This window comes from Butyrivibrio sp. AE2015 (genome assembly GCF_000420825.1).
In the GTDB taxonomy this organism is placed as follows: Bacteria; Bacillota; Clostridia; order Lachnospirales; family Lachnospiraceae; genus Butyrivibrio.
In genome coordinates, this window is the sequence record NZ_ATVR01000003.1 from 122781 (window position 1) to 148756 (window position 25976).

Annotated in this window: 23 protein-coding genes; all 23 read left to right on the top strand. The window is 36.0% G+C overall.

The window, feature by feature from the left end:
* Positions 1 to 121 precede the first annotated feature (121 nt).
* Positions 122 to 1012, top strand: coding sequence for an ATP-grasp fold amidoligase family protein (locus G585_RS0102620; protein WP_022772772.1), 891 nt, complete (start codon positions 122 to 124; stop codon positions 1010 to 1012).
* Entirely contained in the window at positions 1009 to 2133 is a 1125-nt protein-coding gene (locus G585_RS0102625) for a CapA family protein (RefSeq protein WP_022772773.1), read from the top strand. Before G585_RS0102620 ends, G585_RS0102625 begins: the two co-directional genes overlap by 4 nt.
* Positions 2123 to 3034, top strand: a complete 912-nt coding sequence (locus G585_RS18680) for a glycosyltransferase family A protein (protein WP_022772774.1) — start codon at positions 2123 to 2125, stop codon at positions 3032 to 3034. Before G585_RS0102625 ends, G585_RS18680 begins: the two co-directional genes overlap by 11 nt.
* The gene (locus tag G585_RS0102635; protein ID WP_022772776.1) at positions 3012 to 4271 is read left to right on the top strand and encodes an O-antigen ligase family protein; all 1260 of its coding nucleotides are present in this window, start codon (positions 3012 to 3014) and stop codon (positions 4269 to 4271) included. The genes G585_RS18680 and G585_RS0102635 overlap by 23 nt, the downstream gene beginning before the upstream one ends.
* 14 nt (positions 4272 to 4285) lie before the next feature.
* Entirely contained in the window at positions 4286 to 5239 is a 954-nt protein-coding gene (locus tag G585_RS16880) for a glycosyltransferase family 2 protein (RefSeq protein ID WP_022772777.1), read from the top strand.
* Positions 5239 to 6081 (top strand): ABC transporter permease, encoded by an 843-nt coding sequence (locus G585_RS0102645; protein ID WP_022772779.1) that lies wholly within the window; start codon positions 5239 to 5241, stop codon positions 6079 to 6081. The genes G585_RS16880 and G585_RS0102645 overlap by 1 nt, the downstream gene beginning before the upstream one ends.
* A gap of 10 nt (positions 6082 to 6091) precedes the next feature.
* Positions 6092 to 7372, top strand: coding sequence for an ABC transporter ATP-binding protein (locus G585_RS0102650; protein WP_022772780.1), 1281 nt, complete (start codon positions 6092 to 6094; stop codon positions 7370 to 7372).
* A 27-nt stretch (positions 7373 to 7399) separates the two neighbouring features.
* Positions 7400 to 8350: a glycosyltransferase family 10 domain-containing protein gene (locus G585_RS16885; protein WP_022772782.1), complete on the top strand. Its 951-nt coding sequence runs from the start codon at positions 7400 to 7402 to the stop codon at positions 8348 to 8350.
* Positions 8351 to 8373: 23 nt separating this feature from the next.
* Complete coding sequence (locus G585_RS16890) at positions 8374 to 9378, top strand: hypothetical protein (protein ID WP_022772783.1); 1005 nt, start codon at positions 8374 to 8376, stop codon at positions 9376 to 9378.
* 2 nt (positions 9379 to 9380) lie between these two features.
* Positions 9381 to 10103 (top strand): hypothetical protein, encoded by a 723-nt coding sequence (locus G585_RS0102665; protein WP_022772784.1) that lies wholly within the window; start codon positions 9381 to 9383, stop codon positions 10101 to 10103.
* A complete protein-coding gene (locus G585_RS0102670) occupies positions 10100 to 11581 on the top strand; it encodes a hypothetical protein (protein ID WP_022772786.1) in 1482 nt (493 codons plus the stop codon). The genes G585_RS0102665 and G585_RS0102670 overlap by 4 nt, the downstream gene beginning before the upstream one ends.
* 33 nt (positions 11582 to 11614) lie before the next feature.
* A complete protein-coding gene (locus G585_RS0102675; RefSeq protein WP_022772787.1) occupies positions 11615 to 13114 on the top strand; it encodes a hypothetical protein in 1500 nt (499 codons plus the stop codon).
* 13 nt (positions 13115 to 13127) lie between these two features.
* Positions 13128 to 14522, top strand: a complete 1395-nt coding sequence (locus G585_RS16895) for a sugar transferase (RefSeq protein ID WP_022772788.1) — start codon at positions 13128 to 13130, stop codon at positions 14520 to 14522.
* Positions 14515 to 15555 (top strand): polysaccharide biosynthesis protein, encoded by a 1041-nt coding sequence (locus tag G585_RS0102685; RefSeq protein WP_022772790.1) that lies wholly within the window; start codon positions 14515 to 14517, stop codon positions 15553 to 15555. Before G585_RS16895 ends, G585_RS0102685 begins: the two co-directional genes overlap by 8 nt.
* Positions 15555 to 16823 carry a polysaccharide biosynthesis C-terminal domain-containing protein gene (locus G585_RS0102690; RefSeq protein ID WP_022772791.1) on the top strand — a complete coding sequence of 423 codons (1269 nt, stop codon included), beginning with the start codon at positions 15555 to 15557 and terminating at the stop codon, positions 16821 to 16823. The genes G585_RS0102685 and G585_RS0102690 overlap by 1 nt, the downstream gene beginning before the upstream one ends.
* Positions 16820 to 18049, top strand: coding sequence for a glycosyltransferase family 4 protein (locus tag G585_RS0102695; RefSeq protein WP_022772792.1), 1230 nt, complete (start codon positions 16820 to 16822; stop codon positions 18047 to 18049). The genes G585_RS0102690 and G585_RS0102695 overlap by 4 nt, the downstream gene beginning before the upstream one ends.
* A 26-nt stretch (positions 18050 to 18075) precedes the next feature.
* Positions 18076 to 19260: a non-hydrolyzing UDP-N-acetylglucosamine 2-epimerase gene (wecB, locus tag G585_RS0102700; RefSeq protein ID WP_022772794.1), complete on the top strand. Its 1185-nt coding sequence runs from the start codon at positions 18076 to 18078 to the stop codon at positions 19258 to 19260.
* A complete protein-coding gene (locus tag G585_RS16900; protein ID WP_022772795.1) occupies positions 19257 to 20372 on the top strand; it encodes a glycosyltransferase in 1116 nt (371 codons plus the stop codon). Before wecB ends, G585_RS16900 begins: the two co-directional genes overlap by 4 nt.
* 112 nt (positions 20373 to 20484) lie before the next feature.
* The gene (locus G585_RS0102710) at positions 20485 to 21318 is read left to right on the top strand and encodes an ATP-grasp fold amidoligase family protein (RefSeq protein WP_196802878.1); all 834 of its coding nucleotides are present in this window, start codon (positions 20485 to 20487) and stop codon (positions 21316 to 21318) included.
* The gene (locus tag G585_RS0102715; protein WP_022772798.1) at positions 21305 to 22471 is read left to right on the top strand and encodes a sugar-transfer associated ATP-grasp domain-containing protein; all 1167 of its coding nucleotides are present in this window, start codon (positions 21305 to 21307) and stop codon (positions 22469 to 22471) included. Before G585_RS0102710 ends, G585_RS0102715 begins: the two co-directional genes overlap by 14 nt.
* Before the next feature lie 22 nt (positions 22472 to 22493).
* Complete coding sequence (locus tag G585_RS0102720; RefSeq protein WP_022772799.1) at positions 22494 to 23534, top strand: glycosyltransferase family protein; 1041 nt, start codon at positions 22494 to 22496, stop codon at positions 23532 to 23534.
* A gap of 27 nt (positions 23535 to 23561) precedes the next feature.
* Complete coding sequence (locus G585_RS0102725) at positions 23562 to 24749, top strand: glycosyltransferase family 4 protein (protein ID WP_022772800.1); 1188 nt, start codon at positions 23562 to 23564, stop codon at positions 24747 to 24749.
* Positions 24750 to 24763: 14 nt separating this feature from the next.
* Positions 24764 to 25948 carry a glycosyltransferase family 4 protein gene (locus G585_RS0102730; protein WP_022772802.1) on the top strand — a complete coding sequence of 395 codons (1185 nt, stop codon included), beginning with the start codon at positions 24764 to 24766 and terminating at the stop codon, positions 25946 to 25948.
* Positions 25949 to 25976 lie beyond the last annotated feature (28 nt).

Sequence of the window (25976 nt, forward strand, 5' to 3'; positions counted from 1 at the left end):
ACTTTCCCCTATATAGTATAAATGTGCTAGAATATAGCCTAGGTTATTATAGCATATAGGGACATTAATTATGAATAATGGAGTAAGCTATATAGGAAATATTAAAAAATAAGGTGTGGATATGGAACTAAGAGAGAATGCATTTTTTAAAAAAGCATATGAGATATCAAGAAAGACTTTGACATACGTATCACCTACGTTGGCATCTAAGTTTATTTTCAGAATTGCCAAGGGGAGAAGGCTTGATCTTAACAATCCTGTTTTGTTCGATGACAAGATTATGTGGCTTAAACTAAAAAAATATTATAAGAATCCCATTATTACCCAATGCGTAGATAAATATGCAGTAAGAGATTATATAAAGGAATGTGGTTGCGAAGAAATATTGAATGATCTTATAGGAGTTTATGATAGCTCAAATGAGATAAACTGGGATGAACTTCCGGATAAGTTCGCACTTAAGTGTAATCATGGCTGTGGATATAACATAATTTGTGATGACAAGAGCAAGCTGGATATTGAAAAGACCAAGAAACAGCTTGATGACTGGATGAAAGAGGATTATTATCTTAACTTTGCTGAAGTTAATTACAAATATGTTCCCAAGAAGATAATATGCGAAAAATATCTTGCTTCAAAAGATGGCTTTTTGCCTAATGATTATAAAATATACTGTTTTGATGGCGTGCCAAAGCTTGTTCTTACCTGCTATGACAGGGATGATGAGAAAGAGCAGATACAGCTGGTATTTACTGACCTTGATTTTAATATTTTGGACTATGGTGCCGAGGGGATCAACGACGGACGTAAGATTGAGAAACCTGAGTCTTTCGATAAGATGCTAGAGTATTGCCGCAAGCTTAGTAAGGGATTTCCATTTGTCAGAATGGATTTTTATGATATCGATGGAAAAGTATTTTTTGGTGAGATGACATTTACTCCGGCAGGAGGACTTGCCAAGTATTACAACGATGAAGGTCAGAAACGTTTAGGAGAAATGATATCAATATGATGAAGGTATGCTTTATCGGCGATGTGTATTTAAATCCCAAACATAATTGTGGCAACTTTACATTTTCAAAAGATGTGAAAGAGCTTTTTTCTGAATGTGATAATGTGTGTATCAATTTAGAAGCTCCTATATTAAATAAAAAAAATGCGACTCCACTAGATAAAAAGGGCCCTAATCTATATCAGGACTATTCAAGACTTGCAAGTTTTACAGAGCTTCAAAATGTGTCTTTTTGCCTGGCCAACAATCATATAATGGATTACGGCGAAAAGGGGCTAGATAGTACTATTTCCTTTTTAGGAGCTGATAGATGCCTTGGAGCGGGTGATGATTGCTATAAAGAACTCATTGTTTCTGATAAAAATGGTGAACATACCATTGCTATTCTTGCAGTCGCAGAGAACGGATTTGGATGCGAAGATGCAGAAAACGGTTATGGATATGCTTGGTTTAACAGCCACAAATTTTGGAACAAGCTTGATGAGCTAAAAGGGAAGTATAATTCACTTGTGGTAATATCTCACGCTGGCCTTGAAGATACAAATTTACCACTTCCTGAAATCAGAGAACATTATAAGAGATACATAGATCATGGCGCAGATGTGGTCATAGCGCACCATCCACATGTTATTCAGGGAAAAGAAGTATACAAAGGTAAGGATATATATTATAGTCTTGGGAATGCTGTTTTCGAGCAGCTTGACACAGGAATTCCATATAATCCTGAAAGTATTGCAGTTGAACTCGAAGTAGATGGTACAAAGACGACAAGCAGAGTGATTCCTCTTAAGTATGAAGATGGAATACTTAAGAAAGATGAATCAGCTTTCATATTGTATGATAAGGCCTGTTCTCTATTGGAAGATGAGAGTAAGTATCAGGCTGAAGCTGATAAAGTCTGTCTTGACTTCTATGCTAAAATCTATAGGAACTATTACGCGAGTATATTTGGACGTCAAAATAAATTAAAAAACCTGGTAATGTCAATTATGTATCTTTTTGGCAAGGATATATTTGATGAGAGCATGCTCTTTCATAATCTCTTTATAGAAACCCATTATTGGTGCGTTAAGAGAGCATTACAGCTAAAGAGGAGAAGGCTTACAACTAATGAAAATTGAGAAGTTATATGAAGCTACTTTGAGCACAAATGAAAATACCATCAATAAGCTTCACTATAAAATAAATAAAGCTCTTGTTAATCTCTTTTACCCAAGATTTGGTAAATGTGGGTATGGGCTTGATGACAAGCACAATGTAATTATCTCCCTTACCAGTTATCCGGCCAGGATTGATACGATTTATCTTACCATCAGAACTCTTCTGAATCAGACATATAAGCCTAAGGGCGTATATCTGTGGCTTTCTGATGATCAGTTTCCTGAAAGAAAAAAGAGTCTCCCTGATTCACTTTTGGAACTGCAGAAGTATGGACTGAGCATAAAGTTTTGTGATAATCTGTATCCTCATAAAAAGTACTATTATACTATGCTTGAAAATCCTGATTCCGCTGTTGTAACTGTTGATGACGATGTATTTTACCCGGAAAACATGTTACAGAGACTTGCTGAAACAGCTGAAAAGTATCCTGATACTGTCTGCTGCTACTGGGCGCATAGAGTTCATCCCGGAAATGATGCAGAGTCACTTTCTTATGATAAATGGAATTTGGAAAAAGAGGGATATGAACCGTCATATGGTATAATTCCAACCGGAGTAGGAGGAGTATTATATCCACCACATTGTTTAGCTCAGGAAGGCTTTGATAAAGAGGCCATCAGAGAATGTGCTCTTAGGACAGATGATCTGTGGCTTAAGGCAATGTCTGTCTTGAATCACAAAAAGGCAGTCCGTGTAGGTATTCCGGCCAAGATACCTTTTGCTATAGTTAAGACTCAGAAAACAGGTCTTTACTACGAAAATGTCAATCATAACAACAGCGCAGATTCATGGGAAAAGATAATCAAAAAATATCCCAAGTGCGCGGAGATACTTATAAATGAAAATGATACAGAAGATTAAGCAAATAGATTTAAATATACTTGATATTCTTCTTTTTTTATCACTACTTTTACAGGATGTGGGAACATGGGGATTTCTTCCCCTCAATGCCTTTCAGATACTGATCCTTTTGATGGGACTTGTCATGGGAGTGCAGATTATTCTTGGCAAAAAGAAGATAGTAGTTCCATACAAAGTGCTGATAATTCTTGCATATATGGGCCTTATAACAGCGCTTCATTATTTCGATTTTGAAGCTGTTAAATACTTTGGATATACTTGCATATCCTTCTGTGTTTTGGCACTTTATTACCTCTATGAAGATAATAAAGAGAAGATTCTTGGAATTATATATGTAGTGGCAGCAGTGCTGGCAATCTACGGATTATTACAAGAAGCGGGATATATGTTAAATATGCCCTTTTTGTATTTTCCATCAAAGCTTGGCTGGCACCGCTTTTATGAGACAGAGATTGGCGGTGGGTTCATTGCTCTCTATTCTTTTTATGGGGAGCCGGCGCATTTGGCAAGTGTATTCTGCGCAGGAATCCTTTTGGGAACACACAGAGATAAAGAAACGCATAAGGGATATGCATTTGCTAATCCAGTTGTAACAGCACTGATTTTTATAGCTACGCTTTTGACCGGATCGGCGACGGTTTATCTGGGACTTTTGATCACTGTTGTTGCAGTGCTTCTTAACCTTAATATTGCTAATAAGTACAAGATTGGGCTCTTTACTTCTTTTGCAGTAGTGATCATAGCTGCATTTATTGTGTTGGATGATCTTTATCAGAAGATAATTGTGGACAGATTCCTGGGGCTTGCAAAAGAGTACTACATTGTTGGAAACGCGACGGTATATGCGATCATTTCTAACCTTAGAGTTGCCATTGCCAAAATGATGCAGGGACATATCTTTGGAACAGGTTTTGATTCTCACAGATATTCTTATCCACAGATGGTCGATCAGATGTATGGAGCTGGTGCACCCTATATCAATGGTGAGGATGCAGCATCAATTTTTACAAGAGTGTTTTCTGATTTTGGAATCGCAGGACTCCTGATAACAATTGTGTATCTGATGAAGAAATTGGTAGATGGTGTTAAAGCTAATGACTACATACTGATCACTATGACAATTGTCTTTGTAATTCAGGGGATACGCGACGGTAGTTATACGAACATCATGCTGATGATGCCTTTTGTATTTATGCTTTATTCGGAGCATATAACTGGCAGTCAGCTGAAAAGATAGATTGGTTAACGCATATGATATCTATAATAGTTCCTGTTTATAATGTTGAAAACTACGCACGAAAGTGCATAGAGTCCCTTATAAGTCAGACATATAAAGATATAGAGATTATTTTGGTGGACGATGGTTCTACTGATAGCAGTGGGGCAATTTGTGATGAATATGCACAAAAAGATAATAGAATAAAAGTAATCCACAAAGAAAATGGCGGATTGTCAGATGCAAGAAATGCCGGACTTGACATTGCCAGTGGCGATTACATAGGCTTTGTGGATAGTGATGACTACATAGATGAGCATATGTATGGACACCTCTATGATATATTAGTTGATAATAATGCTGATATGTCGGTTTGCGATTTCTTGGAAGTAAGTGACACTGATGATGCTAAAGATGCTCAATCAGAAAGTAAGATAGAAATCATAGAAGATAAGGACGTTTACAAGCTTGTTACTTCGTTTAACACTGCTGACATAACTGCTTGGAATAAATTATATAAACGCGATATCTTTTCAGATTATAGATTTGAAAAGGGGAGATTACATGAAGATCAGTGGGCGATACCTTATGTGGTCTCAAAGTGTAATAGAATTGTAAAGAGCAGTGCTAAGTTGTATTATTATGTGACCAGAAACGATTCTATATCTAAGACCAGGCTTTCACCTAAGAGAATGTGGGATCTATTAGATGCTTTGAGCAATTCATGTGGCTTTTTTAAAGATAAAAGGTTATATGATGAGCAGAATATAGAGGCTCACAATCTTTGTAATCAAATAATGGATTTTTATGAGAACGCCTGTGACTTTTTTGATGAACCTATAGGAATCAAAAAGGAGTTGCATGATTATTTTAAAAAATCAATGCAGCTGAACAGTAACGTGTTTTCTTTTAAACAGGTTGTATATAATAGTTTTATGCTATTCCCACAGATAGGAATCGTTATAAAAAAGATAAGAGAGAGAATGTAATGGAATCAAATTGGACAAAGATAATCAAACCAAAAACAGGATGGTTTGAAATAAATATAAAAGAGTTATTCAGATATAAAGATTTAATATTCTTATTTGTTAAGAGGAATTTTTCAGTTCAATACAAACAGACAATTTTAGGACCCTTATGGTTTATTATTAATCCACTTTTGACGACACTTATGTTTACTTTGGTGTTCGGTTCAATGGCTGGTTTCTCAACAAGTGGTGTTCCACAGTTTGCATTTTACCTTTGCAGTACAGCCTTATGGCAGTACTTTTCATCATGTCTGACACAGACATCTACAACTTTCACTTCTAATGAGAACATTTTTGGTAAAGTGTATTTTCCGCGTCTGACAATGCCTATTGCAACAGTGTTGTTTTCACTAATTAATTTTGTGGTTATATTTACAGTTTCTATTATAGTTAACATTTATTACTGTGTTACAGGTCAGAATGTTGTCATATCCTGGTATTTTCTGCTTGTTCCGGTTCTTGTTTTTCAGACGGCTCTATTGGGGCTTGGTACCGGGATAATAATATCATCCCTTACTACCAAGTATAGAGACCTGGCTGTGCTCGTAAGTTTTGGTGTTACTCTTTGGATGTATGGCACACCTGTTGTCTATGATCTTAGTATCGTTAAAGGCGCTTTTGCCAAAGTTATCATGCTTAATCCAATGACACCTATCATGAATAATTTCAGATATGCAGTTTTGGGATGCGGAAACTTTGAAGTGAGTTATTGGGTAGTCAGCTGGATAACAACGATAGTTGTACTAATGGCAGGAATTCTTCTCTTTAACAGAGTAGAAAAAACATTTATGGATACAGTATAAGGATAAATATATGTCAGAAGTAGTTATAAAAATAGAAAACTTAAAGAAAAAATATCGACTTGGAACAATAGGCGGAACTACCCTTTCAGCAGAGCTTCAGTCCTGGTGGGCCGGTATAAGGGGTAAGGAAGATCCCAATATGAAGATTGGGCTGGATAAAAGTAAATACGGTGATGAGTTTTATGCGCTTGAAGGGATAGACCTTGAGATACACAAAGGTGAAGCCGTTGGTATTATTGGACACAATGGTGCCGGGAAATCAACACTTTTAAAGATTCTTTCCCAGGTAACTGCCCCAACAGAAGGATTGATCAAGATTAAGGGCCGAGTATCCAGTATGCTTGAAGTTGGCACCGGATTTCACAAGGAATTGACCGGTAGAGAAAACATCTACATGAATGGCGCGGTTCTTGGTATGACAAAAAAAGAAGTTGACTCCAAGATTGAGGATATCATTGATTTCTCTGAGTGCCGTGATTTTATAGACACTCCTGTTAAAAGATACTCCTCAGGTATGTATGTAAAGCTTGCCTTTGCTGTGGCAGCTTATCTTGATGCTGAGATAATGGTCATGGATGAAGTTCTGGCTGTTGGTGATGTTAAGTTCCAGAAAAAATGTCTTGGAAAAATGGATGATGCTGCGCATACAGAGGGTAAAACGGTTCTGTATGTAAGTCATAACATGACAACTATAAGACAGCTCTGTACAAGATGTATTGTTCTTAATCATGGAAAAGTAGTATTTGATGGTGACGTTGAAAAAGCAATACAGGTTTACATGGAGCAGGGCGCTGTGGAGATGAAGAGTTTTTATGACCTTAAAGATTCCAAGAGACCTTCGCTTGATCATGGCAGAACACTTCATGTGAACTCCCTTGAATTCATAAATAAGACTGCGCCTTCATATCGCAATGATGAAAAGGTTGTCTTTGAGGTGAACTTTACATCCAATATCGATATAGATGATCTGAGAATCTACTATACAGTATTAGACGAAGAAGGAAAGATTGTTGGAACAGTGCAATCAGATGTTATTTGTAGTCCAAGAAAAGGGGAGACAAGAACATGTACCATGGAAATGGATGTGTCCAATTTTGTAGAAGGCACGTATTCATTCTTACTTGATATGTATTCATCAAGTGGCATGGGGGCTCACTTGAGCTATGATCATCCTTTGGATTATATTTATTTTGAAATCGCAGAAAGTGCAGAACAGGATACTATTTTCTGGCAAAAGCGATATTTTGGTAGTATACGACTTAATGGTTTGAAGTGCATAGGATGTACTTAAATATTCTGTTATGGAGATAAGCTGGTAATGAAAGTAAAATTTGTTGATTCGTTTTTTGCCAGGGAGCAGACAATGGGCGTTCTCAATGAATTATTTGAGAATGTTGAAATATCGGATGACCCTGATTTCGTGTTTTGCTCAGTGGATTACAAGGCTGAGCATATGAATTATGATTGTCCAAGAATCATGGTCATAGGAGAAAATATTGTTCCGGATTTTAATTGCATTGACTATGCTGTTGGCTTTAACTACATGAACTTTGAAGACAGGTATTTGAGAGTTCCTCTCTATAATTTTTATTTAGATGATTATAAATTGGCCATAAGGCGGCATATTGATTATAAAAGGGACGATAATAAAAAGTTTTGCAATTTTGTATATTCCAATGGTAGAAATGCAATACCTGAAAGGGACAGCTTTTTTGCTGATTTATCTAAGTACAAGCAGGTTGATTCTGGTGGCAGGCATCTCAATAATATTGGAGGTCCTGTTGACGATAAGAGGGAATTTCAAAAGCAGTATAAATTCTCTATAGCATTTGAAAATGCTGTATCAAGGGGATATACGACAGAAAAAATAATTCAGGCATTTTCTGCCGGAACTATTCCGATTTATTATGGTAATCCTTTGGTTGCAAAAGAGTTTAATTCAAAGGCTTTTATCAATTGTCATGAATACAGAAGTTTTGATGAAGTTATAGAAAAAGTAAAAGAATTGGATAATGATCCTGATTTATACGATAGTATGATGAGAGAACCTATATTTACGGATATTGATGAAAGGCAAGATCCTTTGAAAGATTATCGTAAGTTTATCTATAACATTTGTAGTCAGGAATCAGATAAGGCTATTAGAAGATGTGATGACTGTTGGGGTGGAAAGATACAGCGCGAGAAAAAAAGGTGCTATAGATTTCTGACATCTACAGAAGGAAATGGTTTAAAAGCTCGAGTTATAAGAAAGCTTACAGAGATATGACTTTAGCTTTAAGAGGAGATTTAATGGATAGGTTTGATGTGCCTGTAGTTCTATTTACTTTTAAGAGAATTATTCCCACCAGAATGGTTATGGAAGTAATTGCTAAAGTGAAGCCGACTAGCCTCTATATCTTTGCTGATGGAGCAAGGAATTCTGTTGAAGGTGAGAATGAAAAAGTTTTAGAAGTAAGAGAATATATAAAAAAAGCTATCGATTGGGATTGTGAAAAGAATATATTTTTTTCAGAGTTTAATAAGGGATGTGACAGGAATATCCGTGAAGGCTTAGATAAAGTTTTTTCTGAGAAGGAGAGAGCAATAGTTCTGGAAGACGATGCTGTTCCTACTGAGAGCTTTTTCTATTATTGCAGGGAGTTACTTGATAGATATCAAGAGGATAAGAGGATTCAGTTTATAGGCGGATATAATGCAGTGGGTAATGACAGTAAAATATCCGGAAGTTATGCATTTTCTAAAACACCGCCTATGAATGGCGCGATTGCGACATGGGCTGACAGATGGAATAATTGCGATTTTGATCTTAAGAATTGGCCTGAGAATAAGAGAAAGAATAGATTTGACAGCTTGTATTTTTCTGGCGAACTTAGAAAGAGATATATTGAGTATTTTGAGCTTTCATATGAGAAGAAGTCCACTGCCTGGGATTATATTTTCCTGCATGATATGCTTGATAAAGACAGATTTGGAATAGTACCAAAAAATAACCTGGTCACAAGTTACGGCTTTATGGATGGAGCGTATCATCCACAGAGGAAAGATGAGACTGAACGATTTAAAGAAATGATGACAGCTTCTGAAATCGAAGAGGTTTATCCTATAAAAGCTTACCCGGAAGTAACGAGGAATGAAGCTTATGACAGGATGAGGCAGGATAAGCTTCTTGCAGTTAGGGGGAGCTTTATTAAGCGCCGTATTCTTGATGTGTATTTGTTAATCAAAAATGTTGCATATAATAAGTTACCAAGAAAACATTGGAATATGTTAAAAAAGATAATTGTTAGGAAATAAAAATGCTTATTATCATTACCGGGACAATATCACCAGATACAAACGTTGGGCAGTTGACGATTCGCGACTCATCTGAAAGATTAAGGCAGTATGTGGATGCTCTTAAAGCTTTAATTGAGCAGAAGCCAGATGCTACTATAATATTCTGTGACAATAGCGGATATGATATGCAGAAACTGAATGAACTTAAGAAAATAGCTTCTGCTAATGATGTTTGTTTGGAACTGCTTAGTTATACCGCTGATAGTAAGAAAGTAGTTAAATATGGTAAGGGATATGGAGAAGGCGAGATAATAAAATATGTTATCGATAATAGCCGGTATATAACGGATGACGAGTACATAGTCAAGATAACCGGGCGACTAGTGGTCGATAACATATCAGATATATTGAGAAAGCTAAAAAGGGATAGGATATATTTCAATATTCCTAATATTCATCGAAGAGATATATTTGATACGAGGCTTTATGCTATGCCTTTGAAAACATATAAGAAGTTCTTTTTAGATAAATACAAAAAAGTGGATGATAATGGCGGATATTATCTTGAGCATGTATTTAGAGATGTTGTTATAAATAACAAGCTTGAATCAACTAATTTCCCCTGTTATCCGCGTATAGTCGGAAAAAGTGGGACTGGTGGAATAAGTTATGAATACACTGAATGGAAATGTAAGATAAGGGATATACTCAGTGTTTTTAACTTTTACGGAAAAACAAAATGACATATTTTTATTACTTATTCTTTTTAATTATATTTGGTGCAAAGGTAGCAGGCTTGTATGATGGACAGCCTGCCTTTTATGCTTGCCTGGCTGTGGGCGGAGTATTTTATCTGCTAAAAATGTTGACAACAAAATTGTCAATGTTGGATTACGCAGTTACTGCAGCTTGTTTAGGACTCGGAGCAATAATATATCTGTCATCAGGTGAAAAAGGTTTGCTATTATTTATGCTCATGGTTACCGGAGCCAAAGGTGTCGGCAGCAAAAAAGTTATGAAGATGGCCTGGCTAGTTGGAAGTCTTGTTTACTTGGTTCTGATAGGAATAACATGTCTGGGAATACTTCCTGATGGGTACCATGTTGTAAGTAAGTTTTTAAACACAATGTTTATCAGAAGATATCTGGGACAGCCAGGATCTAATGTAACTCATACAGTATTATTCATTCTTATGGCGATTGGAATTGCATTGGTGATAGACAAAATCAGGGATTACAAAACTCTTATTTCTGCGCTGGTTGTCATCATGCTTTTAAACGTGTATTTGTTTGCATATACCATGAGCGTAACAGGACTTTTGTCTATTAGCTTTTTGGCTTTTTTGACACTTGTTATGTTTGGTGTAAAAAGGATAGATGGCAAAGTTTTTGCTGTTTTATCAAATGCTGTTATGACATTGATAATAAGCGTATCTATAATCCTTCCAATGGTTGTAAGTGGAAAAGCATATGAAATCGCTGATAAAATTTTTAATCACAGAGTTGAGTACGCCAAATACTACCTTGAAAATGAGAAAATAACACTGTTTGGAAGCAGATTTGCGCCTGCACCAAATGGCAACTATTATCTTGATAATGCGTTTATGTATCTATTCCTTCAGCTTGGAATAGTAGCATTTATTGTTATTATATTTTTGATGTTTTTTACGCTTAATCATATACTTAAAGATAATGATAAAGGTGCGCTTATCATTTTTGCCTCCTTTATGTTTATTGGTATGTCGGATCCATTTTTGTTTAATGCATCATTTAAGAATGTGATTTTTATCTATACAGGAAGGTATCTGTATGAATTCCTGAATGAGTTAAATCTAAAGTATGATCTAAAAGAGTATAGACTGATTAAGTGGAATTATAGTTTAAAAACTTTAAATGCTGCATATGATAAGTGTGTGTCATTTTGCAGGAATATAATTAACTATTTCGAGAATAATGCGCTGTTTAGTGTTATTATATTTGTTGTACTTCCTATGTTAGGAGTGTTGATTTATTATCTGTGGCCACAGTTATATGATGTGAGTCTTTTGGCAGCAGGTGACAGACTGGCGTATTATACAGAGTCTGAGATCAATCTTAACAAGGAACTTAATGAAAATTTAGCCGTGCTGAGAACGGGAGTACTTGATGGAGTAGTACTTGCTGTAGTTGTAAGTCTGATCAAATATAAAAGGACTGAGTTCATAAATTTGTTGAGGAAATAATTATTGGACTTTGGCTGAACCAAGTGAAAATATATGAAATATAGAAATAAGGAAAAATTTTATATAGCGTTGATTTTTGGAATAGTAACACTATTAAATATATACGCGGCAATTCACCATACGATGTGGAGAGACGAGACTCAGGCTTGGCTTATTGCTAGAGATACTTATTTGAGAGCGGATTCATTATTTAGTGTTACATCATATGAAGGGCACCCTTTTTTGTGGTTTGTAGTTCTTATGCCATTTGCTAAACTGGGATTTCCGGCTTGGACATTAAAGGTTTTGTCGCTTGTTTTCATTACTGTAGCGCTAGCTTTATTTTTACTGAAAACTGAATACTCTATTGGCATAAAGGCATTGGTGGCAATTTCACCAATTTATTTGTATAGTTTGGTTGTTCCTGCAAGAAGCTATAGCTTGGCGGCGCTTTTAATGACATGCATCATTGTCGTTTATAAGGACCGAAATAGAAAACCATTGTTATATGCGATTTTTCTAGCGCTTCTATTACAGACCTTAACTATTTATGGCGGTTTTGTTTTTGCATGCGGTCTAATGTGGTTTATTGAGACATGCATAGAAATAAAGAATAGAGAAGTAAAAGTAACTGAAGTGATAAACAGAATACTAGGAATGGTTCTGGTTTTCTCTAGTGGAGTTTTTTTACTATGGGAATTTAGATATACAAATGCTGTAGTTAATGAAAGCGAGTGCAAGCCAGTAGAGGCTTTATTTGCATTGTTCAGAGAAGGATGTTCGGATTTAGAGAGCTTGTTTGGAAAAGGCTATTTAATTGTCTTTACGATTAGTATTGTGCTATTGATTCTTCTTTTTCAAAAAAAAGCTCCAAGTTTTTTCCAAACTATAGTTATTTTGTTTTTAGCTATTGGATGGCAAGTATATATTTATACATTCGTGTATTTTGCATCAAAATTCAGGCTGGTTTCATGGCTTTTGTTTATTCTTTTAGCAATAACAATGAGCTATGAATATATCGAATCCTATAAGCATTTTCTTTTTGTTTTTATTGCAATAATGATGATTTTAAGTGCTTATAGTGTAAATAGCTGGAGTATTAGTGAATTTAAAAAAAACTATACATATTCACAAAGCAAAGAAATTGCAGATGCAATAAGTGAATTACCGACGGATGCTGTAGTATTTATAAGTAGTAGTGAGTATTGTTCTCCGGTTGTGGCTCAAGTAAGCGTTGATAGAAATATCTATAATCCATTTAATAGAAAAATAGCAAGTTATGTAGACAGAAATCCAGAAAAATCAGAGGGCATGACTTATGAAGAATTTATTAGAACCGTCGAGGAAATGTTCCCTGGAATTGCTGATTGTTATGTAATAGTTAATAGCGGAGAATTAGTACATGACTATGGCATTGAGTATTATGGAGTAAGAATTGAAGGGCTGTGTGAAAACGTAAAAGAAGGATATACATGTTTTGAGAAGATCTATGAAAATACAGCTGAGATAGTTTTACAAGACAGTTTTTATTTGCTGAAAATAAATTTGAATTAGTGGGAGTAACATGATGATTCAAAATAGATACATATATAGATGGCTATGCATGGTACTGTTCTGTACTTTAGCGACATGCATGTTCTTTTATGTATGGTATAGCTTTGTAAAAGTAAATAACCAAACCGGTAGTTTGCTGGGACTTGGTAACCTGTCCATGGCAGCAGGCATATATTTGGTGTTGTATATATTAATTGGCAAGGCACTTAAGGCATTTACAATAGGAGTAGATAGGAAAGCCAATCTTTTGGCATCACAGGTCCTCACTCTTTTTAGTGTCAATGCCACTGAGCTATTTGCATCTTGTGCAATTACCGGACAGTTTAGATTCTTTCCGGATTTTTTATGGAGATATTTATTGCTTGCACTGGTGCAGAGCCTTGTGCTGTGTCTTTTGACAATACCGATGGTTGATCTATACAGGAAACTCTTTAAACCGCAGCAATTATTGGAGATATATTGTGATGAGTCCAATGAGACGCTGGATTTCATGAATGGCAGACCTGATAAATATCACGTTGCCAAGACAGTAAATATCTCTGAAGGAACAGATAAGATATTTAGTCTGATAAATGAGTATGAAGCGGTTCTTATCAACGATATTCCTTCCGAGCAGAAAAACGTTATATTGAAAGAGTGCTTCAGGATTGGTAAAAGAGTCTATTTTACTCCTAAGATTTCTGATATTATCGGAAAGAACTCAGATGATATAAACCTTTTTGATACGCCTCTTTATCTTTGCAGGAATAATGGAATATCTGTTTTTCAGCTTGCGGTAAAAAGATTTTTTGATATTCTCTTTTCACTTATCGCACTAATCATTACAAGCCCGATTTTTCTGATCACCACCATTGCTATTAAGTTAGAGGATGGCGGACCGGTGTTCTTTAGACAGAACAGAGTTACAATTGGAGGAAAAGAGTTCAGTATCTTGAAGTTCAGGTCCATGATTGTGGATGCTGAAAAGGACGGAAGACCACACCCCGCTGGAGAGGCTGACGACAGGATTACCAAGGTTGGCCATGTAATAAGACCAACCAGAATAGATGAACTTCCACAGTTTATCAATATCTTGAAGGGGGATATGTCGATTGTCGGACCACGTCCTGAGAGAGTTGAACATGTGAGGAAGTACACTAACGATATTCCTGAGTTTTCTTACAGGCTTAAAGTTAAGGGCGGCCTTACAGGTGTTGCCCAGGTTTTTGGTAAGTACAATACAAGCCCATTAAGTAAGCTTAAGATGGACATATTTTATATAACAAATTATTCACTTTTGCTCGATTTGCAAATACTCTTTGAGACTGTTAAAATTCTTGTGCAAAAAGAAAGCACGGAAGGCTTTACAGAGGAAAAACAGGAAGAGATGCATAACGCGGATAGTGAGATTGGAGATAGAAATGAGTGAGTTTAGTGGAGCAACACTTTTAATAACAGGTGGAACAGGATCTTTTGGAAATACAGTGTTAAAGCACTTTTTGACAACTGATATCGGTGAAATCCGTATTTTTTCAAGAGATGAGAAAAAGCAGGATGACATGAGGCATGAGCTTCAGGCAAAATACCCAGATCATGCTAAAAAGGTTAAGTTCTATATTGGAAATGTAAGAGACATTCAGTCAGTTCATGACGCTATGCCGGGAGTTGACTATATTTTCCATGCGGCAGCACTTAAGCAGGTTCCTTCATGTGAGTTTTTCCCAATGGAAGCTGTTCACACAAATGTTGAGGGAACTAACAATGTCCTTCATGCAGCTATCGAGGCCGGAGTTAAGAGAGTAGTATGCCTTAGCACTGATAAGGCTGCGTATCCTATTAATGCTATGGGTACATCAAAGGCAATGATGGAGCACGTCGTAAGAGCTAATGCACGTGTGGCAGCAGAAAGAGGCAACACAGTTATCTGCTGTACCAGATATGGGAACGTTATGTGCAGTAGAGGATCAGTTATTCCTCTTTTCATAGATCAGATCAAGGCTGGTAACCCTATTACAATTACTAACCCTGATATGACCAGATTTTTGATGAATCTTGATGAGGCAGTAGATCTTGTTAAGTTTGCCTTTGAGAATGCAAGGCCGGGAGATCTTTTCATCCAGAAGGCTGATGCCAGCACAATTGGAGATCTTGCGAAGGGAGTTCAGAAACTCTTTGGAGATACAGGAACCAAGATCATTGGAACAAGACATGGTGAAAAGCTTTACGAAACTCTTATGACAAGAGAAGAGAGATTAAGGTCTGAAGATATGGGCCAGTACTTCAGAGTATCTGCGGATAATAGAGATCTTAACTATGATAAGTACTTCATCGATGGCCAGGTGACAACACAGGCTGAGGAGAGCTATACATCCCACAACACCAATCTTTTGGACGTGGACGGAGTAGTAAAAAAGATTCTTACAACTGATTATGTTAAAGAGCAGTTGGAGGCTATGGAGTAATGAGAATCCTTGTTACAGGAAGTAATGGATTTGTTGGCAGAAATCTGGTTTGGAATCTGAAGGAAATCCGTGATGGTAAGAACATGACAAGACCTAATATCACCATCACGGAGATTTATGGATATGACATAGGAACTTCAGAGGAAGAGCTGGAGTATGCCTGCTCAAGATGTGATTTTGTTTTTAACCTTGCAGGAGTTAATCGGCCCTTAAATGCCGAGGAATTCATGGAAGGTAATTTTGGTTTTGCAAGTAAACTTCTTGAGACCTTAAAAAAGTTTGATAATAAATGTCCTGTTATGCTCTCAAGTTCAGTTCAGGCGACCTTGTCAGGACGTTTTGCAGATTCAGAATATGGGAAGAGCAAACTTGCAGGTGAGAACCTGTTTTTTGACTATGCAAAAGAGACTGGAGCAAAAGTCCTTGTTTACAGATTCCCTAATCTTTTTGGAAAGTGGTGTAAGCCCAATTACAATTCGGCAGTAGCCACTTTTTGTAATGCTTTCGCTAATGACCTTGAATATAAGGTTAATGACCCTTCTACAGAGCTCAACCTTGTTTATATTGATGATCTTATCAATGAGATGTTTGATGCCATGGAAGGGAAAGAGCACAGGTGTAACTATGCAGAAGGCAGTGCAGAACCTACAGCTGCTGAGAATGGCAAGTACTGTTTTGTTCCAACAAGCTACCATGTAACTCTGGGAGAAATCGTAGGTTATCTTGAGAAATTTAAAGCTATGCCGGGAAGTCTTATTATGCCTGAGATTCCGGATGGCTCTTTTGAGAAAAAACTTTTTAGTACATATCTTACATATCTTCCTGCTGAAAAAATGTCTTTTCCTCTAAATTCAAATGTGGATAACAGGGGCAATTTTACTGAGCTCATAAGAACTCTTAACTGTGGACAGGTCAGTATAAATGTTGCCAAACCCGGGATTGTGAGAGGCGAACACTGGCATAATTCAAAATGGGAAATCTTCATAGTTGTAAGTGGTCATGGTCTTATCCAAATGAGAAGGATAGGCGTGGATCCTGAGACAGAGGAGGCTTACCCTGTTATTGAGTTTGAAGTGACAGGTGAGCAGATGAGAGCAATCCAGATGCTTCCTGGGTATACGCACAACATAATAAATCTCTCCAAGACGGAGAACCTTGTTACTGTTATGTGGGCTAATGAGATTTTCGATAAAAATCACCCTGATACTTTCTATGAGCAGGTTGTTACAAGTAATGCCCGTGCGGTTATGGAAAAAGGAAACATATGAAGAAGATATTAGTTATATGCCAGTATTTTTATCCTGAGCAGTTCAGAATAAATGATATATGCTCTGAATGGGTAAAAAGAGGCTATGACGTAACGGTACTGACCGGAATACCTAATTATCCACAGGGCAGATTCTATGATGGATATGGATGGTTTAAAAAGAGAAAAGAAATATGGAACGGTGTTAAGGTCATAAGAATACCTCTGATAGCCAGAGGAAAGACGCCAATAGGACTTGCTCTAAACTATTTTTCATTCCCTATTTCAGGTTTCTTTTGGAATCTGTTTACAAGAGTAAAAGCTGATTATGTCTTTATGTTTGAAACATCACCTATGACCCAGTGCAAGATTGGCGTGAGATATGCTAAAAAGCATAGAGTCCCTCTTTATCTCTATGTTCAGGATCTGTGGCCTGAAAACGTTGAGATAGTTACAGGCGTTCACAGCCCACTTGTAATCAAGCCTATAGATAGGATGGTTGATAAGATATACAAGGCATGTGATGAGATATTTGTAACTAGTCCAAGCTTTGTGAAGGCAATTGTAAACAGGGAAGCCTCGGTTCCTGAGAGTAAGGTGCACTATTGGCCTCAGTATGCGGAGGAATTTTACAGGCCTGTTTCAAAAGAAGAAGCAAGGGAACAGATCAGCGTGGGAGAAATACCTGAGGATGACTCATTTAAAATAGCTTTTACAGGAAACATAGGCTATGCTCAGGGACTTGATATATTACCCAAGGCTGCAAAACTGCTTAAAGAAGAGAATGTTAAATTTGTTATAATTGGTGATGGAAGATATAAAGCTAAGTTTCTGCAGGAAATAGATGAGTCTGGAGTGCGAGATAAGTTTATTATGATCGACAGGCAGCCTGCGGAGAGAATCCCTTATTATTTAGGACTGTGCGATGCTGCATTTATTTCTTTCATGGATACAGAACTTTTTACCTGGACTATTCCTGCTAAGCTCCAGTCCTATATGGCCTGCGGTATGCCAATAATCGCCGCTGCAAAGGGCGAAACAGAGCGAGTTGTTACGGAAGCAGAATGCGGAGTGTGTGTTGGCATTGGAGATCATGAAGGGCTTGCAAAGGCAATAAGTACAATCATAGCAAATGATAATCATAAACATGCTTATAGGAAACTGTGTGGTTTGAAATCACGAAAGTATTTTGATGAGCATTTTACCAAGAAAAAGCTCATGGATGAGTTTGAAGAGTATTTAGGATAAAAGGCAAAATGGAGAACGTGAATAAAATGGCGAATATAGGATTTAAGGATAACGGAAAGTTGAAATTATTGATAATTGTAGGAACTCGTCCCGAGATTATCAGGCTTTCAGAGGTAATAAAGAAGTGCCGCAAATATTTTGACGTAATACTTGCGCATACAGGACAGAACTACGATTACAATTTGAATGGTGTTTTCTTCAAAGATTTAGAACTTGATGATCCTGAAGTATATCTTGATGCAGTTGGAAGTGACCTTGGCGAGACTATGGGCAACATTATAGCTGCATCATACAAGCTCATGGTAGAGATAAAGCCTGATGCTGTTTTGGTACTTGGCGATACCAACAGCTGTCTTTCGGTAATAGGCGCAAAGAGACTTCATATTCCTATTTTCCACATGGAAGCAGGCAACAGATGTAAAGATGAGTGCCTTCCTGAAGAAACTAACAGAAGAATTGTGGATATTATCTCCGATGTGAACCTGGCATATTCAGAACATGCAAGAAGATATCTGGCGGATTGCGGACTTCCAAAAGAGAGAACCTATGTTACCGGATCCCCGATGGCAGAAGTACTTCGTGCAAATCTGTCTAAAATAGAAGCAAGCGATGTCCATGATAGAATATCTAAAGAAACCGGAATAGAGATAAAGCCTGGTAAATACATCCTACTATCTGCGCACAGGGAAGAAAATATTGATACAGCCGAGAACTTTACATCACTTTTCACAGCAATAAATAAGATGGCAGAAAAGTATGATATGCCAATCCTATATTCATGTCATCCTCGTAGCAAAAAGAGATTGGAAGAAAGCGGTTTTAAACTCGACAGACGAGTTATACAGCATGAGCCTTTAGGCTTCCATGATTACAACAGCCTTCAGATGAATGCGTATTGCGTAGTATCTGATAGCGGGACACTTCCGGAAGAGAGTAGTTTCTATCTGTCTATAGGAAAGCCATTTCCTGCAGTTTGTATTAGAACATCGACAGAGAGGCCGGAAGCCCTTGATAAAGGCAACTTCATTCTTGCTGGAATTAACACAGAGTCTCTTTTGCAGGCGGTTGATGTGGCAGTTGAGATGAACAACAACGCTGACAACGGCGTCCCAACTCCTGATTATATGGATGAAAACGTATCAGATAAGGTGGTTAAGATAATTCAGAGCTATACAAGGGTTGTGGATAAAATGGTTTGGAGAAAACCATGAAATTATTACTGATAAATTCTGTTTTAGGCTTTGGCTCTACAGGGCGTATTGTCCTAGATTTAGCCAAAGAATATGAAAAAAACGGATATGAAGTAAAGATAGCATATGGTAGAAAATCCAATGATTCTGCGGATGGAAGAAAGTATGGCGTGCGTATCGGTGGCGATATGGACGTCTATTTCCATGTATTGTATACTAGGTTGACGGATAAACATGGATTAGCATCCAAGAGTGCGACAAAGAAGTTTCTGAAATGGGCAGAAGAGTTTAATCCTGAAGTTTTATGGCTTCATAACATTCATGACTATTATATCAATTATGAGCTGCTATTTGATTGGATTAAGTCAAGGCCTCAGATGGAAGTGAAATGGACTCTTCACGATTGCTGGTCATTTACCGGACATTGCTCCCACTTTGAATACGTAAAATGCGATAAGTGGGAAAAAGGCTGCGAGAACTGTCCTCAACTTGACCAGTATCCAAAGAGTAAGGTTGATAATAGTTATGATAACTATAACAGGAAGAAGCATGCTTTTGCCGGCGTGAAGAACATGACACTTATCACGCCTTCAAGCTGGCTTAAGAATCTCGTGAAAAAGAGTTTTCTTTCTGAATATCCTGTGGAAGTTGTCTATAACACTATAGATACAAACGTATTCAAGCCTGTGCCCAGTACTTTTAAGCAGGATCATGGCATACAAGATAAAAAGATGATTCTTGGGGTTGCAAGTACCTGGAATGACAGAAAAGGACTTAAAGATTTTGTAGAACTCTCAAAATTATTGCCGGAAGACAGATATAAGATAGTGCTCATAGGCTTGAATGAAAAGCAAATAGAAAGTTTGAAAGCTGAAGCTCCAAGGATTCTTGGAATGCCAAGAACTTCTAACGTTAATGAGTTAATTAAAGCTTATTCTGCAGCGGATGTCTTTGTTAATCCAACTTATGAAGATACATTCCCGACAGTTAATATGGAGGCTGAAGCATGCGGTATACCTGTTATTACATATAATACCGGGGGCTGTGCGGAGACTATCGAACGGGATGATAGCGTGGCTGTTGATCATTCGATAAAAGTATTGGTCTCACTAATTATAAATAATAATCTATAATAGGAATATGTTTATGCGGATTTTGTATTATCTAAAAAAAGGAATTAAGTATGTAATCAATTCGGATGCTAGATTTATACATAGCATCTCAAAAGGAAACTACCATACGGAAATGAGTGATATTGAATATTTGTCTAAACTGTGGAGAGGACTTAATGGTTACGAACTGAATTGGAACAATCCAAAGAATTATACAGAGAAGCTTCAATGGTTAAAAGTATTTGATCGAAGGCCTGAATATGCAAAAATGGTGGATAAGGCAGAAGCCAAGAAATATGTATCCAATATTATTGGGGAAGATTATATTATACCTTCATACGGTGTATGGGATAGGTATGATGATATTTGTTTTGATGATTTGCCACAACAATTCGTTTTAAAGACAACGCATGATTCTGGCGGAATATTCATTATAAAAAACAAAAAAGAAATAAATCACAAAGAATTAAAAGATAGAATAAATACTCGATTGAATGATGATTATTGGCTTCGGAGCAGAGAAACAGTTTATGAAAAAGTACCACATAGAATAATAGCAGAAAAATTGATCAGTGCTGGAACTCCGGTAGATTATAAAGTGCTTTGCTTCAATGGAAAGGCTGAATATATTGAATTTTTGCAAGGAAGGCATACTAATAATTTTACTCAGGATATTTATGATACAGATTGGAATTTGACGTCTTACAGTCAAAAAAATGAAGTGACAAGTGGAATACCTGTGACAAAACCGCGCAATCTTGAAAAGATGGTGAGGCTGTCTGAATTATTATCAAAAGGAATACCCGAACTGCGAGTGGATTGGTACGAGGTGGAAGGGAAACTATACTTTGGTGAATTGACATTCTATGATTCTGGGGGGATGTTACCATATACTCCGCCTGAATTTGAAAGAAAACTTGGGAATCTGATTGATTTGCCGTGTGGAGGTAAAAATGGGATGGCGTAGAAATATAATTAATGAATTATATAATGTTGAAGACAAACTTGATATCGCATGGAAGAGAAAACTTCAAATTACAAAATTTAAAGATAAAAGAAGAAGCGATATCTTTTCAAAAGTTGTATTAACGGATGAACAGAAAAATGAAATAGATACCATTTATAGGGATAATTATGGTGAAAAAATACCATATGTTTGGCATAGACATTATACAGCTTTTACAAATAGATTTGACGCTTGCTATTTTCCTGAATTACTTTATGGACCGGAATTTGAGCACTTTATGAATCTTGATAAAGCATATAATAGAGTGCTGGAAGATAAGAATATCACTCCCTTACTGGCAAAACAAATAGGAGTGTTAACGCCATCAGTAATTATTCAAGCATCAAATGGTATTATTATGGATGGGAAATATCAACAATTAACATTGCCAGAGGCTATTTCTATATTAAATAACATAGGAGATGTTTTTTGCAAACCAACTATTTTGACAGGTAGCGGTAAAGGATGCAGGAAACTGTTCATTAAAAATGGAGTAGATGAGTATAGTGGAGATTCCATTTATACAATTCTTAACGAATTAGGTAATGATTTTCTTATCCAAGAATTATTAAAGTGTCACAGTTCAATAGAGAAGATTTATTCGCAAAGTGTTAATACATTTAGAGTTATTACATACAGGTGGAAAGACAATGTTTATACAACACCGAGTATTATGCGAATAGGAAGTGGCGGAGGATATTTAGATAATGCTCATGCGGGAGGAATTTTTGTTGCCATTGATGATAATGGCAGTTTGCATGAGCAGGCTTTTACAGAGTTTAGGGAAGTGTATAGGGAGCATCCAAATACAAATGTGAAATTTATAAACTATAAGATACCTGATTTTCCTAAAGTGTTGACTATTGCCAAGAGAGTACATCAATTGATGCCTGAAATCGGAGTTGTTAACTGGGATTTTACAATTAATGAAACAGGTGAGCCTGTGTTAATTGAAGCCAACATTATAGATGGTGGAATATGGGTGGTTCAGATGGCTCACGGGTGTGGACCATTTGGTGAAAAAACTCCTGAAATATTGAGATGGATGCGAATGATGAAAAAAATAAAAGTAAGTGAACGTCGAGATTATGCATTTGGAAGGGCTTTTGAATAATAGGTTTTTTAAGGGATGGAAAATGAAAATATTATTTGTAGGTGATGGCTCTTACGATATGTACTCAAAAGCCTTTTTTAAGGCGGCCTGCGATATGGATGATGTTGAGGCTGATCTATTGGAATATGGGAATATGAATATTAAATCTATTCCTAATAGCAATTACTTTAAAAGAGCAGAGTATCATTTTTGTGTAGGCCCTGATGTTAATAAGATAAATTACGAGCTGCTTAAGCGTTATGAATTAAAAAAATATGACATTATATTTTTGTATAGTGCTGAGTTAATCTATCCAAGAACAGTTAAAAAACTAAAAAAACAAGGTGCATATATAGCAATATATCATAATGATAATCCGTTTTCGGAAGGTGCTAAAAAATATCGTTATAGGCATTTCATTAAATCTATTAAGTTTAGTGATATCGCTTATGCATATCGAAAAAGCAATATTAGTGATTATTTAAAATATGGGGCAAAGAATGCAAAGCTTTTGATGAGCTATTATATTGCCAATAAGAATTATTATGTAAATGATGATGATATAAAAATAAATGTACCTGATGTATGCTTTGTTGGGCATTATGAAGATGATGGAAGACTAGATTATATTTATAAATTGCTTGAAAAAGGAATTCAAGTAGGTGTGCCTGAAGTTTGGAAGGGTGTATGTGGTGCTCGTGAGAATCTCGTTTTTTTAGCTGATACTCTTAATAAATACAACGAAATTTTAAACAAGACTAAAATTGCAATAGTATTTTTGTCTTCTCTTAATAAAGATACATATACCAGGCGATGTTTTGAAATACCTGCAGTTAAAACAATGATGGTAGCTCCTTACACAGAAGATATAGCAGCTATGTTTAAAAATGGTGAGGAAGCTGTTTTGTTTAATAATGCAGAAGAATTTGTAGAAAAAATTAACTACTTTATAAAACATGAAGACGAGCGTAAAGTTATTGCAGAAAATGGATATATAAGATTAAAAAAAGATGGGCATGAAGTGACTGATAGACTAAAAAGTATCATCATGGATTGGACATTGAAGGAATCCATGGATATTTAGATATTAGAGGTATTGAGAGTACTATATATGAATAATCAAGAGAATGAAAAGGTGTATTCGAAAAAAATAGCATTGTACACTAATATTTTAACTCCATATAGAAAATTCTTTTTTGATTTGTTAAACGACGAATGTAGAAAAAGAAATATTGATTTTAAAGTGTTTGTTATGGCAGCTACTGAACCAGATAGACAATGGAGTTATGATGATTATAAAGCCTCATATACCCAATTGTTGAGTGGAAAAACATTAGTAATTAAGCATGCATATATTCATTTTAATTTGCATTTAAAAGAAATAATTAAATCATATGATCCAGATATAATGATATGTTCTGGAAGTTATCTGTGCCCGGGGATATGGACTCTTGCTTTGAATAAACGTAAGTTGGGATATGAGTGTGCTTTTTGGAGTGAATCGCACATTGGCCAGAAACGTGATAACAATTACATAGTGGCATTTATCCTAACAATACTTAGAAAGATGATTTATGAGAAATTTGATTTCTTTTTCTATGCAGGTGAACTGTCGTATGATTTTGTAAAAAAGTATGCGGGTTCGGGTGCAAAAGGGATTTTTGTCCCGAACTTGATTAATGAAGCTGTTTTTTCTAAGTCATTGAAAGATGGGCAGTTGGATAGGAGAGTAGTTAGAGAAAAGTATAAACTTCCTTTAGACAAGCGCGTAATGTTTATGCCTGCGAGGCTTAGCCGAGTAAAAGGAATCGATGAATTTTTGACTTTGTTTACTATGTGTAAAAATACTGAAAATATACATATTGCCATAGCTGGAGATGGCGAGTTAAAAAATGTGTTAGAGAAGCGGATTGCTGAAGAAAACTTACCGGTATCACTTTTAGGATATTTAGATGAAAAGGAGATGGTAAACCTATATTTATCAAGTGATATATTTTTACTTCCTTCATTATCTGATCCAAATCCATTGTCTTGTATCGAGGCTCTTTGGTGTGGATTGCCCTTGTTTATATCTGATAAGGTAGGAAATTATAAAGAGGTACTAAAAGAAGGATACAATGGATATGTGTTCTCATATGACAATTTAGGCGATGCACTTGATAAGCTAAATAGATTGTTGACTGCTGATGATGAATGGTTTTCAAATGCAGCAAGGTGTTCTTTCGAAAAAGCGCATGAAATGTATGATTCAAAACGAAGTGTTTCTAGGATAATAGATGAACTTAGTTATATATATTGAGATGGAGAATTATTTTGGCAGATAATAGAGGTATAAATTATAAAAGAGTAGTTTTTACTACACATACATATTCACCATATAGTGATGGAGTATCTGTTGTAAATCATTATCTGGCAACTGGATTATCTAAAAAAGGATATAAAGTCGAAGTAATAACATATAAATCGGAATTGCTGAAAGAAACAGAGCTGTGTGAAAATGTTTTAGTACATAGGGTGGTTGAAAAGAATAGACTCGATAAATATGTTGAGTATATTAAAAATAATGTGAAGAGCGATGATGTATTGATAAATGTGTGCATTCAGACTCCGACTACAGATTTATTATTAAAAGAATTGCAAAGCATCAAGTGCTACAAAAAAATATTATATACACATGGCACATATAGCTTTAGATGGAACAGTTCCGATTGGTCAAATTTGCGAAGTATTGTGGCGAAAATATATCATAATATAATTTGGGGGAAATATTTTTTAGATAATAAGAAATATTTTAAAAAATATGATGCCATAACACAATTACATGCAAATGACGAAGGGAATGTTATTTTTGAAAGAATACTCGGCCTAAAAACATGTATTATAGAAAATGCTGCTGATGATGATTTCTTTACTGAAAATGACAATGTAGAAGTGCTTGGCAAATATGATTTATCTTGCGGATATTTATTGTGTGTAAATAATTTTGACGCAAGAAAAAATCAAGAAATGCTTATTCGATCTTATTATATGAGTAATACGCAAAAGGATTTAGTTCTTATAGGGTCGGAAGAAAATGAATATGTGGAAAAGCTGAGGAATTTAGATGAGCAACTTCAACAAAAGGCAATCGAAAAGGGAGATAGAAAACGAGTTATAATTTTGGCTAATAAAGTGCCTAGAAGCAGCATTTCAGCAATCGTAAAAAACGCAGGTATTTATTTACTTGGTAGCACATTTGAAATGTTTCCTGTTTCGGTAATAGAAGCAATGGCAGCAGGGATACCGTTTGTTGCAACTGATGTTGGTGTTGTAAAGTATCTTCCAGGTGGTCTTGTAGTAAAAGTTAATGATAAGCGTGCTATGGCAAGAGAGATAGATAGATTATCAACTGATGAGAAACTGTATAACAAGCTATCATGTGAAGGCGTGAATTACGCCAGAATGAGAATGCAGATTTCAGATAAAGTTAATGATTTGGAAAAAATGTTTATTGAGTAAAATATTGATAGAAATAGTAAATATGAAG